The following is a 13,413-nucleotide window of genomic DNA, read 5'->3' on the forward strand; positions in this document are numbered from 1 at the left end:
TCCTGGACTTGTGGGCAGGCATAGAAATCTGCATTTCATACGACCCGACATTAACCGTAAAAATATGCCCCCTCAAGCAAGCTAATGATAGGGGCTATTCAAAAAGTAGGCAACACTCTTTTCTACGAGGTCGCGGCCCAGGGTGGGCGGGGGCGTGGTTTGGTGTTGTTTTTATTCGCTATGATTGGCGGCATTGTTGGCGCCCAAGGGGGTGCTGCCAAGCTGGTGGGGCTGCTGTTGGTGCTGCCCCTGCTCGGGTTGATGGGGGGTCATTTTAAGTCGTGGCGCCATGGCTTGATTCTCTTATTAGGGTTGGGGGTCGGTTTTTTTAATATGCAGTGGCGGGGTAATCCGGCCCCGCTCAGCGTGCCTTCCCAGTGGCAGCAGGGGGTGGTGGTAGAGGGGTTGCTGGCGCAACGGAGCCAGCGGGGGCTTGCCAACCGTTTACAGCTTACCGAGCTGGTGGTAGAGGGAGAGGCGTTGCCGGGCGAAGCGTGGATTACCCTCTACCACCAAACCACGTCGGTCACACCCGGTACACGGCTGCGGCTGCACGCCAAGCTCCGCACCACGCAGGGGCTGCGGGTGCCCGGCGGTTTTGACTACGGTTTATGGCTGCGGCGGCAAGGGGTGGTGATGACAGGCCATAGCAGCCACCCGGTGGTGGCGCTGGCCGATGGTGGAGGTTATGCCTGGAACCGTTTTCGCTGGCAGGTCAGCCAATGGATCGCCACCACTCTGCCCGGAGCCACCGGCGCGGTGGCACAAGCCCTGTTGGTGGGCATGCGCGACGCCATGGCGTTGCCCTTACAAGAGCAGTGGCAGGTGGCGGGTCTCTACCACCTGGTCGCCATTTCAGGGTTGCACGTGGGGCTGGTGGCGGCAGGCTTGTTCCAGTTATGGCGCTGGTTGCTCAGCCGCCGTTTACGCTGGGTGGCGCGTTGGGATCTTAAACCGTGGGCCGCTCTGTTGAGCCTGCCCGGTGTCTTGGCCTATGGTTTTTTGGCGGGCTGGGGGGTCTCGACCCAACGGGCGGTGGTGATGGCGGTGGTGTTGCTGCTGGCCTTGGGCAGTGGTCGCTGGCCACAAAGCTGGCGGGCGTTGCAGTGGGCGGCGCTGCTGTTGCTGCTGTGGCAACCATGGGATCTGTTTGGGGCGGGCTTTCAGCTCTCCTTTTTGTGTGTGGTGGTGTTGCTGGGCGTGTTCAGCCCAGCAGCTCCTGAACTGGCCGGGGTCATGCAGCGGGCGTGGTCGCCTCCAGAACCGCAGAGCAGCAACCGCTGGCATAGGCTGCTTAAAGGGGGGCTAGAGAGTGCTAAAGCCTCCCTATTGCTGGGGTTGGTGACGGGGCCGCTGGTGGCGGGGGTGTTCCACCGCGTCGCCCTCTATGGGGTGGGGTTAAATCTGTTGGTCATACCCTGGGTCGGTTTTTTGGTGGTACCGGTGGGGCTGCTGGCGGTGGTGCTCTATCCCCTTGTTCCCCCCCTGGCGGGTTGGCTGTTGCAACTGACCGGTTGGTTGTTGTGGCCGGTGCAGGAGCTGGTTAGCTGGGTCAATACCCTGCCCGGAGCGTGGTGGCGGGTTGCCGGGCAGGGGGATGACCTGCTGTGGGCCTATGTGCTGGTGGTGGGTTTGGCTTTTATGCAGCGTGCTTACCGTGGTCCATTGCTGCTGCTGGCGCTGCTGCTGGCCAGTTGGCCCCAAAGTGCCACCCCCCCCACCACCCTAGAGGTGACGGTGTTGGAGGTGGGGCAAGCCCAGGCGGTGGTGGTGCGAGATCGCGCCAATGGCTGGAGTGTGTTGGATGCAGGTGGGGTGGTCAGCAGCCATTACCATGTGGGGGAACATCTGCTGTCGGGCTATTTGTGGGATCGTGGGGTGCAGCACCTGCAACGGGTGGTGGTGAGCCATGCCCAGCGTGACCATATGGCCGGTGCGGCGCGGTTGTTGCGGAATTTTGCCGTGGAGGAGCTGTGGCTGCCCCTGCGCCCCGCCGATGAAAAACCACGTGGGGATTTGCAGCATCTCGTGCAGGTAGCCCAGCAACGGGGGGTGCTGGTGCGCTATCTGAGCCAGGGCTTTGAGCAGCGAGCAGGGGAGCTGCTGTGGCGCATCGGCCACCCCGATCCGCAGAACCTGGAGCGTGATGCCAATGAGGGCTGTCTGGTGGTGGAGCTGGTGGCGCAAGGGCAACGGCTGCTGTTTCCCGGTGATATTGAAAAAAGGGGGGAGGCTGCCCTGCAACGCTCTGGCTGGTTGCATGGGGTGGATTGGCTGATGGCCCCGCACCATGGTAGTCGCACCTCCAGCTCCGAGCCCTTTGTGCGAGCCAGCGCAGCCAAACAGGTGGTTTTTTCGGTGGGGGTTGCCAATCAATGGGGTTTCCCCAAAGCGGAGGTGCTGGAGCGCTGGCGCCAGAGTGGTGCCCGGATTTGGCGCACCGACCACAGCGGATCGCTACGTTTTTGTGTGGATAAACAGGGCGTTCACCAGCAAAACTGGCAGGAAAACCCCTTGCAAGGTTGCCCGTGATTATTGGCACCAAGGTGATGGGCAGGGGGCTGCTGCAAGGCGGGTGTGGGATCTTTTGATTTTTAAAGGCAAGCGGGTTAAGCTGACGCCCCACATTGAGATAGGCAACAGGCGGTTAAGGGATGAATGGGACCTCTTTTTTTGGCGGCGATGGCACGCGGCTCTCCCACTATGACTACGATCTGCCCGCAGCGCACATCGCCCAGCGCCCCATGGAGCCCAGGGATCATGCGCGGCTGCTGGTTAGCCGTGCGCAAGGGGTTGAAGATAGCCGTTTTGACCAACTGGTGGAGCATCTACAGGCGGGGGATCTGTTGGTATTAAATGATACCAAGGTGATCCCCGCGCGGCTCTTGGGGCACAAACCCAGCGGTGGAAGGGTGGAGATTTTTTTGCTCAAACCCGATCCCCAGCACCCCCCCTTATGGCGAGCCATGACCCGCAGCAATAAGCCCTTAAAGGTGGGTCAACGGGTCGAATTTGGCGAAGATTTTTATGCTGAGTTGGTGGAACGACAGGCCGAGGGGCACGTGCTGGTGGCCCTGCATGCGGTAGGTATGGGTCTGGATGAGGCGATGCAGCATTATGGGCAGATGCCCCTACCACCCTACATCAGCGGCTCCGATGCGCAGCAGGATAAAAGCCGCTATCAGACCGTCTTCGCCCGGCGCGATGGCGCAGTGGCCGCCCCGACAGCGGGTTTACACTTTACCGATGCGCTGTTTGAGCGTTTGGCCGCCAAGGGGGTAACGTGGTGCCATGTGACCCTGCATGTGGGATTGGGGACCTTTCAACCGGTACGGGTGGAGGATCTGGATGCCCACCCGATGCATGGTGAGTGGCGGCAGTTGGAGGCCGATGCCGTTGCCAAGATCCAGCGAACCAAAGCCGCAGGGGGGCGGGTGGTGGCGGTGGGGACCACGGCGGTGCGTACCTTGGAATCCTCGGTGGATGACCAGGGGGTGTTGCAAGCCAGTTGTGGAGAGACGCGGCTGTTTATACGGCCAGGCTACCGCTTTAAGGTGGTGGACCTGATGCTCACCAATTTTCACCTGCCCAAATCCACCCTATTGATGTTGGTGGCCGCTTTTGTCGGACGGTCGCGGCTACGCCGGGATTATGCCCATGCCATGGGGAAAAACTACCGCTTCTACTCCTATGGGGATACCACGCTGCTCTATCCCCAGCTTGAGGAGGAAAGGGGTCTATCCTGAGGGTGGGGTGTAACCAAAATAGTCAAAAATCCGCTGATTGCTGGGATGCTTGGGGTCGAGCAGATGGGGGTGAATATCCCGCAGCAGCACATCGGCATTCCAGGGATCATAGGGAATCAACTTTTCCAAGGCGGGATCTGGTCGCATAAACAGGCGGCTCTTTTGGTTAAGCATGGAGGCGGCAAACGAGAAGGATGAGTTGGAGATTGCCAGCAGGTGGGCCTGACTCATCACATAAAAATCTGAAAAATAGGGGATGCCTTGCAGCCCGATACGCAGATCCATAGCGGTCTTGGGCTGGTAGTGGGCAAAGGCGGGTAAAACCTGCGGCAGATCATCGCTGGCGATGTAGAGCACAGGGTTGCGCAAGCGGGGCCAAATGTCGGCCAAAAAGGCTAAATACCACGCCTCTGGCGCGACAAAAAAATAGCCATAACCATAATCCCCGCGACGGAGATGCAGCACCACCAGCGTGGCCTCTGGACCAATCATCGTCTCAATGGCTTGATCCAGGGGCAGACGAATCTCATCCTGTACCCGATACAGGCGCAGAAAAAGTTCACGCCAGGGGCGCATCAGCGAGCTATGGGGCTGGAAATAACCGATAATCTCGCAATCTCGCTGGGGCTGCTGCTGGATGAGGGGCACCATCTGTTGGGCGGCCATGCGGTCGGTGGTGTCTTTAACCACCCCATAGGGGCCGGTTAAACCTCGGCTGGGGATGCCGTACAGGGCGTTACCCGCCCAGGGTGGGGTTTCAATCACGGCATCGAGCTGCTTGGCCATGATCTCCAGGGCAAAATATTGAAAAATCTGGTTGGCAAAACGACCAATTTTGCCAAAGGTGGGCATGGAGAGACGCCGACGCCGCACATAGAGGGCATCTCCCCAGTTTATGTCATAGGGTGAGCGCTCGGCCTTGCGCACAAAATCCCGCTGCTCTAACCAGTCATCCATCTCATCAATAAGGGGGGCCCCGGCATAGAGTTCCCGATAGCTAACCTCAACAATAATCGCATCAAACCGCCCCAGCAGCGATTCTGCCCCCCGCAGTACCTTTAATGCCGTCTCCTTAATATCCAAAATTAATAAATTAAAACCTTTTATATCAATGCGATGCCATTCTAAAAGGGCGGGTAGCGTGGTGGTGTTCAGGGGCAGGGTTGCGGCGGTTTCCGTTGGTGAGTGTCTCTCTATCGGCGCGTTGACGGGCGAGCTTGTATGGCTTTGACGAACAGAAGCCCGGTGCACAGTGAGCGGCTGAGGCTGGTCGGATAGGATTCCTTGCAGGCAGCGCACAGCGGGGATGTGAGCAAAACGCTGGGCCAGTTGGCTGTAGGTTTGTGGGTCTGCTTCAATAAACAGCACAGTCCCACAGCCAGCCTGTTGATAGTTGGGGTAAGCCTCCCCCAAATGAGCCCCAACATGGATCACGTTTTGGGCTTGGATGCCATGTTGGGGTAACGTTTGATGCAGCAAAAACCTATGCTGCTCCTGGGGCATGAGTCGTCCCATGTGGCGTGGGGCCAGCACCATCACCTCGGCGGGGTGCTCAGTCAACCAACTTTGGGGCTGTTGATGGCGGGTAAGCTGCCCATTGGCGGCCACCTGTATGATCTGGTAGCCATGTACCCCACAGCGTTCAAACAGGTGGGCCAAACTTTCATCCAGCGGAGCGGTTAAGTGGGGTAGGTGCAGCCACTCGATGGCGCGGCGCTGCAACAGCCGCTGCGCTCCTTGCAGCAAAGCTTGCAGATCCAGCCCCGGCCCAAGCTGGAGATAGTCAATATGGGATAATCCGCCATTGAGACAGTAATCATCCAAGCTCGAATTGGGCGGTGTGTGGGGGTAACGGGCGCGGTCGGGCTGATGGTCCACACAGAGGTAGAGGCAGTGGTTGCTGGGAGAGAGGGGGAAGGGGGGCTCGCCATGCAGGGTGGTATGCCACACCTTGTGGTCGCTTAGCAATTGGTGCAACTGGGCATCGTGGCAGTGGGGCAGCAGGGTATGGTGCAGGGTGGCTGAGCCAACCTCCATTAAAAGGGGCTGCTTGGGGAGTAAGCGTTGCCACAGGGCCTGTTTAACCGCTGTCATTGAAGGGTTTTCCTTAACTCAAGAGGCACTAAGGTGCCCTAAAATAGGCCAATATGGGCGGTTAACGACCACTCTATCGCTATGATAATAAAATCGTTGCAAAGTTTACAAGAGCGACCCGCTTGCATGCTGATGAATGGTTGCAAATGTTTAGACTCTACAACCCCTTGCAATGCGGAGTCTTTTTGATGGGCCTTGGATCATCGAAGGGTTCGATTCAAGGAGATCAAGGATGAGTGATATAGCCAAGAAGGCTCAGCCATACAATCGGATGCCAGTTTAACTTGAGGAGCAGGTGTTCAATCAATGGATCCTACCGTAGCTCGCAATGTCCAAGCGTGGTCCCAGAAGCCAAATTGGCTACCACAAGGTGTTCAACCTGATCCTTCAGCTCCTCTATACGGGTATGCCGTGGAAACAGCAACCGATCCCTCAAGAGCCACCGGGGAAGCCAGTGATCCACTACACCGGACTCTATAAACCCTATGCACGCTGGGCTGAGGATGATTCTTTGGCTAAAGCCTTTACCGGATCGGTCAAGTATTTGGGAGAGCAGGAAAAGCTGGACCAGCCTCTCCTTCATGGTGATGGTTCAAACATCGTTGCAAAAAGGGGGCGACGGCATCGGCTACTCGGGCCACAAGTAGGAATAGAATTCTGAGAATTCCGTATGAAGTGTATGTCCTCGGAATTCTTAACTTAGCGCCATTCGCCCCTGTCCCCAGAATTCACAGAACTCTACCCAATTAAGTGTATGTCCCCAGAACTCCCCCACTGCTCGGAACTCCCTGAACTCCCTAATTTTGGATTCACTTACATTCAATGGCTAGTGACTGTCTTGGGGCAATAATCATCCCGTTAGCTGTGGGCAAGCCTACCATGGAACTATCTTGATTGATTACCTTGTAACCTTCAGGACATAAAACCCCAGCTTTTTGGTAACACTGAGCCAGATTCCGCCCCATCCCACTGCAATGCATAATAAAACCAGGTTTTCCATCCGGGCCTAAAAAAGGTTCAGGCTCAATAGAAGCACAACCAACCAGAAGGAATACTAAGCTGAAAGAAAGAGAGCGCATGATTAGACCTCATTAATTTTTGGTAGTGTCGCCGAATTCCGGGGACAGTTACATTACCCAATTAAGTGTATGTCCCCAGAACTCCACAGAACTCCTAAACTCCTAAGTGTATGTCCCCAGAACTCCAACCCTGATGTGCCCAGTGACTTACACCCAATTCAAGTTGTTTTCAGCTTTATATCAATATATTATGCTGTTTTTTTTAAGAAGAAAGTCCGGTCTAATCGAGGACGCGACTGATAATACGCTCGGAGCATTTCACGAAACCAATTACTCCCTCCAGCGACCTCGTGCGAATCACTTTTTGGTCTTGCGTGTATTCAGAATTAGCAACCATAAGATCCAACGGCACCAATACATCCATCCCACCAATCTTTCGGTTATACACGATAGATACTTTTCTCGAAGCCATTAGTTCAAGTAGCACCTTCTTAGTATCGTTATCGGTGGCGCTATAAACAAAGAGCTTGTAGCCAGGCTCTTCATCGAACGATTGTTGTCGTGACTTCGCTGTAGAACCAGAAGCAGTCTGTAGATATGCAAAGGCTGGCCGCTCAAATGAAGACGATGGCGAGGTCATGTTTTTCAAGCCGACTTTTAGCGCCAGGCCTAAAGCACGATCGGTTGCTCTGAGAACTATGCTTCCATTTACAGCGACTTGATTACCGTTGAGATAAACGCGATCTGCGGTTGCCGTCAAGAATGTTAGTTGACATCCTTGGATATCACCGGCCACTTGGATAGGCTGAAATATCACCCAATGCGTTCCGGAAAAGGAATCATCCGCAGCTAGAGCGTTGAACGAGAGGCAGGTTAGTATCATGACGAAAAGTGCGCGTCGCATAAAATTTAGTTCCTGATGAGTTATAACAAGTTATTACCTGAATCGGTGACTTTCTTTGGTGCGTGCTGACCGAACGCTTCTCCCAACATATCAACCCCTGTTTTTACCCTCAGAATGGAATTCCGAATTCCGGGGACATACACTTTATTCATGGGAATTCTGGGAACACACACTTCATTGTTGGGGTTAGGCGTGCCCCAGAACTTCCCCAAAAACATGACGAGACAATTCTACGGCTGAAACCCCTCTATTTCATAAGGGATTACCCACCCAAAACGGTGACTTTTGGCGGGGGACGCAGCCAGCGCACACCTTAAAATGGTGTTGTTTTCTCTCGTACAGATTGCTGTTGCGCTCATGCTAGCCTTTTTCATCGCACCATAATAGATATTTTTTTCATCTCTATTATTTATTACCGCCGACCACTACCCGAACCCACAGGATAAAGCTTTTCAAACCACTGGTGAAAATTCTGGAGACATACACGAATGGCGCTAAGTTAAGGGCTTATACCAGGAAATTCAGGACATACACTTTATTCATGAGCAACGCTCTTTTTTGACTTTGACCGAATTATGGGGACCATCACGTCCTTCCAGGTTACGTTGCATCAGTCTCCTTCTTTCTCTTTTCATCTGTATTTTGCGAGGCATCACCCATGGGCAGGGTAATCTTGCGGTTGGCTGGGTGGGCTTGAAATCGCTGCTTGGTGCGTTTACGGTGGTAGCGCGTGGGGAATTTGGTTATAACTCCCCTTCCTTCGATGCGCCAAGGTGGAGAACCCTATATGGCCCCCGCAGACCGCTTTTCTGCCGAGCTGAGCACCCCTTTTACTTTTACCCTGCACAACACCGATGCCAGCGGTGCGCGGCGCGGGGTCATGCATACCCCCCGTGGTAGCATTGAGACCCCCGCGTTTATGCCGGTGGGAACCCAAGGCAGCGTGAAGGCAATGACCCCCCAGGAGGTGGAAAAACTGGGTGCACAGATTATTTTGGGCAATACCTACCATCTGTTTTTACGCCCAGGTCATGAACGGGTTCAACAGTTGGGAGGACTACACCGCTTTATGAACTGGCGGGGGCCTATTCTAACCGACAGTGGCGGTTATCAAGTCTTTAGTCTGGGCGAACTGAATAAAATTAGCGAAGATGGGGTGACGTTCCGCTCCCATATTGATGGCTCCAAGCAGTTTATCAGCCCAGAAATCTCGATACAGATTCAGCAGGCGCTGGGGTCAGACATCATGATGCAGTTTGATGAGTGCCCCCCCTATCCCGCCCAACGGGATTATGTGGCCAACTCCCTGGAGCTTACCCTGCGTTGGGGACGCCGCAGTTTGGCCGCTAAAACGCCCAACCAACCCGGGCGGGCGCTGTTTGGTATTGTGCAGGGTGGGATGTATGCCGATCTACGGGAAATCTCTGCCCAGCGTACCCTAGAGATGGGCTTTGATGGCTATGCCCTGGGTGGTCTATCGGTGGGCGAACCCAAAGCGTTGATGGAAGAGGTACTGAGCTATGCCCCCGCTTTTCTGCCCGCAGACAAACCCCGCTATCTGATGGGGGTGGGAAAACCCCCCGATCTGGTCATGGCGGTAGAGCGGGGTATAGATATGTTCGATTGCGTGTTGCCCACCCGCAATGCCCGCAATGGGCAGTTGCTCACCCGTTATGGACCAATCAATATCAAGCGCGCTGAGTATCGGGAGAGTCTGGAAGCAGTGGATCCCAGTTGTGGTTGTGACTGTTGCCAAAACTATAGCCGTGCCTATATCCACCACCTGTTCCGCACCAATGAAATCCTTGGCATGCGCCTCATGACGCTGCATAACCTGCATTACTACCAAACGCTTATGGCTGAAATGCGGCAGGCGATTAGCCAGGGTGATTTCGCAGCTTTTAAAGCAAATTTTCTGCACAACTACTTTGCTGTGACAGAGGGTGCTTAGGGGTTGTGGGAAGAAAGCCTGTCGCTCGGCATAGGCTTTTCGTATAATAAATGAAAAATATCATCTATCCACCCTTGTTGAAATTTTTCCTGGCAAAAAAAATGGGGGAGAGTGACGTGTGGATTTTTAGGATATCCAATAGGTTACTGAAAACTGACATACTTTTGTAACAGTTTGGTGCTTTACATCTTCCCGCTTAGCCAACACAATTTTACAGTTAGAAATTAGAGATACGAAAAAACTTCGATTGCAGAAGGTGGATCGCCATGTTGGAAAAAGCTGCTTGGACCAAGGCCGTTCAAATCGTCATCATGGTGAGTATCCTCTTGGTACTGGGAATCACTGTATGGAGCGGCCAGCAGCTGCGTCACATGAGTCTCTCGGGTGAGGCCCAATCGTTGGTTACTTGGTCGATGGTGCTGGTGTGCGGTTTAATAGGGCTGCTTAGCATGGGCTTACTGGTGTTGCGGCAGCAACTCCAGCGGCAACAGTGGCGGTTAAACCAGCAGTTGGATGTGTTGACCACAGGAGATCTTACGCATCGGGTCGATTTAGACGCAAAGACGCGCGGGAGTGGTGTGGAGCAGCAAGTCGGTATGCTGACCGATCAGTTGGATTGGGTGTTGCGTATCGTCAAACTCCAGGCCCGGAGCGTGGCGGCGGTGGTGCAGGAGTTGGGGCCGCTGCGGGAGCAGTTGTATAAAGATTCGCATGACTCTAAAGCGCTCTCTTGGGAAGTGACACGGGAGAATGATCGCCTGGATCAAGAGATTCAACAACTCAATCAGCATGTTGGTGAAGCGCAACAACGTATTGTCAATGTCGCGGGCGCGGTGGAGAGTCTGGCGCAAAATATTACAGAAATTGCTCAATCGGCGCAGTTGGCCGATGTCAATGTCTCTACCATGGCTTCGGCGGCTGAAGAGATGACCTCCAACATTGACCAAGTACGGTCTTTGTTGGGGCGGGTTAATGACTCGGTAAGTCAAGTATCGGGGGCTATTGGTGGCTTAAATCTTTCGCTCAATGATGTGCGCAGTCGCTGCCAAACCGCCGATGGCATGTCCGCCGAGGCTAACCAGCTCTCCCATGCTACCCGTGAGGTGATGCGGGGCTTGGCTGGAGAGGCTGCCGAGGTGTATAAGGCCGTAAAAACCATCCGTAATATTGCGGACCAAACCAATATGTTGGCGTTGAATGCGGCCATTGAGTCGGCTGGCGCGGGGGAGGCGGGTAAGGGCTTTGCGGTGGTGGCCAATGAGGTCAAAGCGCTGGCGGCCCAGACCGGTGAAGCAACCAACATGATTGAGAGTCGCATTCAGCAGATGCAGGCCAGCACCGAGGGTGCCGTGCAAGCTACCCGCAAGGTGGATGAGGTAATCAACAGTCTGGCTAAAACCAACCAAGCCATTACCGATGCGGTGGATGACCAAGCGGCTGGGGTGGATGAAATTAGCCGTTCTATTGAGTCTGTGACCTTTGCCGCAGATGAGGTAACGCGTAATACCTCTGAACTTTCCGTGGCCGCGCAGGAGGTGGCCCGTTCCGCTTTAGAGGCAGCCCAGGGTACCCGGGTTATTGCCGAGACCGCTTCGCACTTAGCGGAACTTGCCGAAGAGGTCGCTCGTCAGAGCGAACTGGCCCAGCGCGAGTCAGATAAAGTTCAGCTGGGCGCAAAAGAGATTTTTTCGTCATCGGTGGAGGTGCAGAAACGCATGATTCAATCCATCCGCTTGATGGATTATCTGCACGGTTCGGTGGAGCATGCGGGGTTCTTAACCGGGGTGATCGACGCCACCGATGTCGCCTTGCGGGATGCGGTCCGTGGCTACCATACGCCCCCCGAGCCCTTTGATGTGCAGGGGGTTAAACAGGCCCACTTGGCGTGGCTGGGTAAATTGGAACAGGTGATCCGGGGTCGCATTGCCATGCGTGCCGAGGAGATGGCCAGCGGTCGTCAATGTGCCTTTGGCCTGTGGTATTATAGCGAGGGTGAAACCAAATTTAGCCACTTGCCGATTTTTCAAGAATTGGGGGAGGTTCACCTTAAGGTGCACGAAATGGCCAAAGAGGTGGTCACCTTAGCCAATCAACAGGAGTTAGAGGCTGCCGTGGCAGGGATGCAGCGTTTTGATACGCTACGTGGCAGACTGTTCGATATGCTGGACCAACTCTATATGGTGGCAGAGATGGCCATCGCAAAAGATACGCAACCCAACCTCATGCCATGGAACAGCCATTTGGTCATTGGGGTCGCGCAGATGGATAAAGAGCACAGCCAGTTGGTGGCGTTAATTAACCAACTTTACCATACCATTCTGGAGGGGGGCAGCTCCAAACAGGGGCAGCCGGTTCTAGAGGCTTTAATGCGTTATACCCAGGACCATTTTAAGCATGAGGAGGCGCTGCTCAAGCAGATGCACTACCCCGATTTGCAGGCGCATATGGCAGAACATCGGGCGTTGATCGAGCAGGTGCAGCATTTTCAGCAAGATTTTGAAAGGGGTCAGGCCAGTATTAATTTAAGGCTGGTGGGTTTTCTTAAAGATTGGCTAAGCAACCACATTCTCGGCAGCGACAAGCCCTATGGCACCTATGTTCGTTAGTGGCAGCTCAGGGCAGTCCAGGTTTAAACAAGGAAAAAATGGTCCATAATAAAGTTCGCCACGACCTCGGCATCATTCAGCGGCAGCAGGGGGAGCTGGGTGGGGTAGTGGGGATCATCACTCACCACAGCAAGCAGGTTATCCGCCCGCAGTGGGGATGGCGAGGGTGGCGTGGCGGCGCGATCTAATGCGTGCCGATGGACCAGAATTTTGGGAATATCACCGCCCTTCATGCCCTCTACCAAAATTAGATCCGGGTCATCCATATAGGGTAGGAGCTGACGGGGGTCGGGTTGCTCCGTGGTGGGATGCTGACGTATTTGAAACCAGCTGTTGGGTCCCGCATAAAAGACGCTCTCGGCCCCTGCACGTCGAAAACGATCACTATCCTTGCCCGGTGTATCGGGGTTGGCCTCATGATGCCCATACTTAACCACAGTGACCACATAACCCCGCTGACTGAGAATATGTGTGAGCTGTTCGATCAGGGTGGTTTTGCCGGTACCGCTGGCTGCAAAAAAGCCAATGATGGGGGTATCCATGGTGTCAACCGCCACTGACGGGTGGAAAAAAGGCGATTTCATCTCCATTTTGCACAGGGTCTTCACCTCGGGCATGGGTTTGGTTGACAGCAACCTGCACATCTCCGCCTGCCAAGGCATGGGCATAGGGATCACCCAAACCCTGTAGATAAAGCATCAGACTGGCAACATTCGTGACGGATGCGGGCAGGGCCAGTTGGGTGGCAGGCATGCCCATCTTATCTTTGACCGAGGCAAAAAATAGCAGATTAGCCATGGGCGTCCTTTCGTAACCATACGGGTGAGAGAAAAACGGCTTGTGTTGCGGCGTTGCAACCATCGTTGCACCATGGCCTGGTGCATCGAACGGGCGGGCAAGGTGCCGTGGCAGCTAGGGTGAGCCGCGCTGGGTTCGCATCAAGGGTCGTCTGGATGCGAACCGTTAAGCTTGTGGCCAGCACCCCGTTAAGCCATGGGCACGCTTCGGCGGCACGCTCTATCCTTGCCCGTCTCTAGGCTGCCAGCACCAGCGACCAACCGCCCCAGATCGCCATGTTGCGTTATTTTAGGCA

9 protein-coding genes are annotated in these 13,413 nt (G+C 54.9%); 5 read left to right on the forward strand and 4 right to left on the reverse strand.

What is annotated here, in order from left to right; genetic code table 11:
* The first annotated feature begins 84 nt into the window (after positions 1–84).
* Together MMC1_RS03080 and queA are read left to right on the forward strand one after the other, a co-directional pair.
* Positions 85–2,532 carry a DNA internalization-related competence protein ComEC/Rec2 gene (locus MMC1_RS03080; RefSeq protein WP_011712288.1) on the forward strand — a complete coding sequence of 816 codons (2,448 nt, stop codon included), beginning with the start codon at positions 85–87 and terminating at the stop codon, positions 2,530–2,532.
* Between the two features lie 122 nt (positions 2,533–2,654).
* A complete protein-coding gene (queA, locus tag MMC1_RS03085) occupies positions 2,655–3,746 on the forward strand; it encodes a tRNA preQ1(34) S-adenosylmethionine ribosyltransferase-isomerase QueA (RefSeq protein WP_011712289.1) in 1,092 nt (363 codons plus the stop codon).
* Here the strand turns inward: queA and MMC1_RS03090 are convergent.
* Entirely contained in the window at positions 3,738–5,840 is a 2,103-nt protein-coding gene (locus MMC1_RS03090; protein ID WP_011712290.1) for an FkbM family methyltransferase, read from the reverse strand. The genes queA and MMC1_RS03090 overlap by 9 nt on opposite strands.
* A gap of 328 nt (positions 5,841–6,168) precedes the next feature.
* Here MMC1_RS03090 and MMC1_RS03095 point away from each other — a divergent pair, with 328 nt between their 5' ends.
* Positions 6,169–6,501 (forward strand): hypothetical protein, encoded by a 333-nt coding sequence (locus MMC1_RS03095; protein ID WP_011712291.1) that lies wholly within the window; start codon positions 6,169–6,171, stop codon positions 6,499–6,501.
* 638 nt (positions 6,502–7,139) lie between these two features.
* Here the strand turns inward: MMC1_RS03095 and MMC1_RS03100 are convergent.
* A complete protein-coding gene (locus MMC1_RS03100; protein WP_011712292.1) occupies positions 7,140–7,763 on the reverse strand; it encodes a hypothetical protein in 624 nt (207 codons plus the stop codon).
* Between the two features lie 787 nt (positions 7,764–8,550).
* Here MMC1_RS03100 and tgt point away from each other — a divergent pair.
* Both tgt and MMC1_RS03110 read left to right on the forward strand, forming a co-directional pair.
* Positions 8,551–9,714 carry a tRNA guanosine(34) transglycosylase Tgt gene (tgt, locus tag MMC1_RS03105; RefSeq protein WP_143711344.1) on the forward strand — a complete coding sequence of 388 codons (1,164 nt, stop codon included), beginning with the start codon at positions 8,551–8,553 and terminating at the stop codon, positions 9,712–9,714.
* Between the two features lie 266 nt (positions 9,715–9,980).
* Positions 9,981–12,320, forward strand: coding sequence for a bacteriohemerythrin (locus MMC1_RS03110; RefSeq protein ID WP_011712294.1), 2,340 nt, complete (start codon positions 9,981–9,983; stop codon positions 12,318–12,320).
* 23 nt (positions 12,321–12,343) lie between these two features.
* Here the strand turns inward: MMC1_RS03110 and mobB are convergent, their stop codons facing one another.
* Both mobB and moaD read right to left on the reverse strand, forming a co-directional pair.
* Complete coding sequence (mobB, locus tag MMC1_RS03115; RefSeq protein ID WP_041641889.1) at positions 12,344–12,862, reverse strand: molybdopterin-guanine dinucleotide biosynthesis protein B; 519 nt, start codon at positions 12,860–12,862, stop codon at positions 12,344–12,346.
* Between the two features lie 4 nt (positions 12,863–12,866).
* Positions 12,867–13,118 carry a molybdopterin converting factor subunit 1 gene (moaD, locus tag MMC1_RS03120; protein WP_041640716.1) on the reverse strand — a complete coding sequence of 84 codons (252 nt, stop codon included), beginning with the start codon at positions 13,116–13,118 and terminating at the stop codon, positions 12,867–12,869.
* Between the last annotated feature and the right edge of the window lie 295 nt (positions 13,119–13,413).

It is taken from the genome of Magnetococcus marinus MC-1 (genome assembly GCF_000014865.1).
Classification (GTDB): Bacteria; Pseudomonadota; Magnetococcia; order Magnetococcales; family Magnetococcaceae; genus Magnetococcus; species Magnetococcus marinus.

Coding starts and splice junctions, on each gene's coding strand:
- MMC1_RS03080 (WP_011712288.1), top strand. CDS start 85: ATGATAGGGGCTATTCAAAAAGTAGGCAACACTCTTTTCTACGAGGTC.
- queA (WP_011712289.1), top strand. CDS start 2,655: ATGAATGGGACCTCTTTTTTTGGCGGCGATGGCACGCGGCTCTCCCAC.
- MMC1_RS03090 (WP_011712290.1), bottom strand. CDS start 5,840: ATGACAGCGGTTAAACAGGCCCTGTGGCAACGCTTACTCCCCAAGCAG.
- MMC1_RS03095 (WP_011712291.1), top strand. CDS start 6,169: ATGTCCAAGCGTGGTCCCAGAAGCCAAATTGGCTACCACAAGGTGTTC.
- MMC1_RS03100 (WP_011712292.1), bottom strand. CDS start 7,763: ATGCGACGCGCACTTTTCGTCATGATACTAACCTGCCTCTCGTTCAAC.
- tgt (WP_143711344.1), top strand. CDS start 8,551: ATGGCCCCCGCAGACCGCTTTTCTGCCGAGCTGAGCACCCCTTTTACT.
- MMC1_RS03110 (WP_011712294.1), top strand. CDS start 9,981: ATGTTGGAAAAAGCTGCTTGGACCAAGGCCGTTCAAATCGTCATCATG.
- mobB (WP_041641889.1), bottom strand. CDS start 12,862: ATGGATACCCCCATCATTGGCTTTTTTGCAGCCAGCGGTACCGGCAAA.
- moaD (WP_041640716.1), bottom strand. CDS start 13,118: ATGGCTAATCTGCTATTTTTTGCCTCGGTCAAAGATAAGATGGGCATG.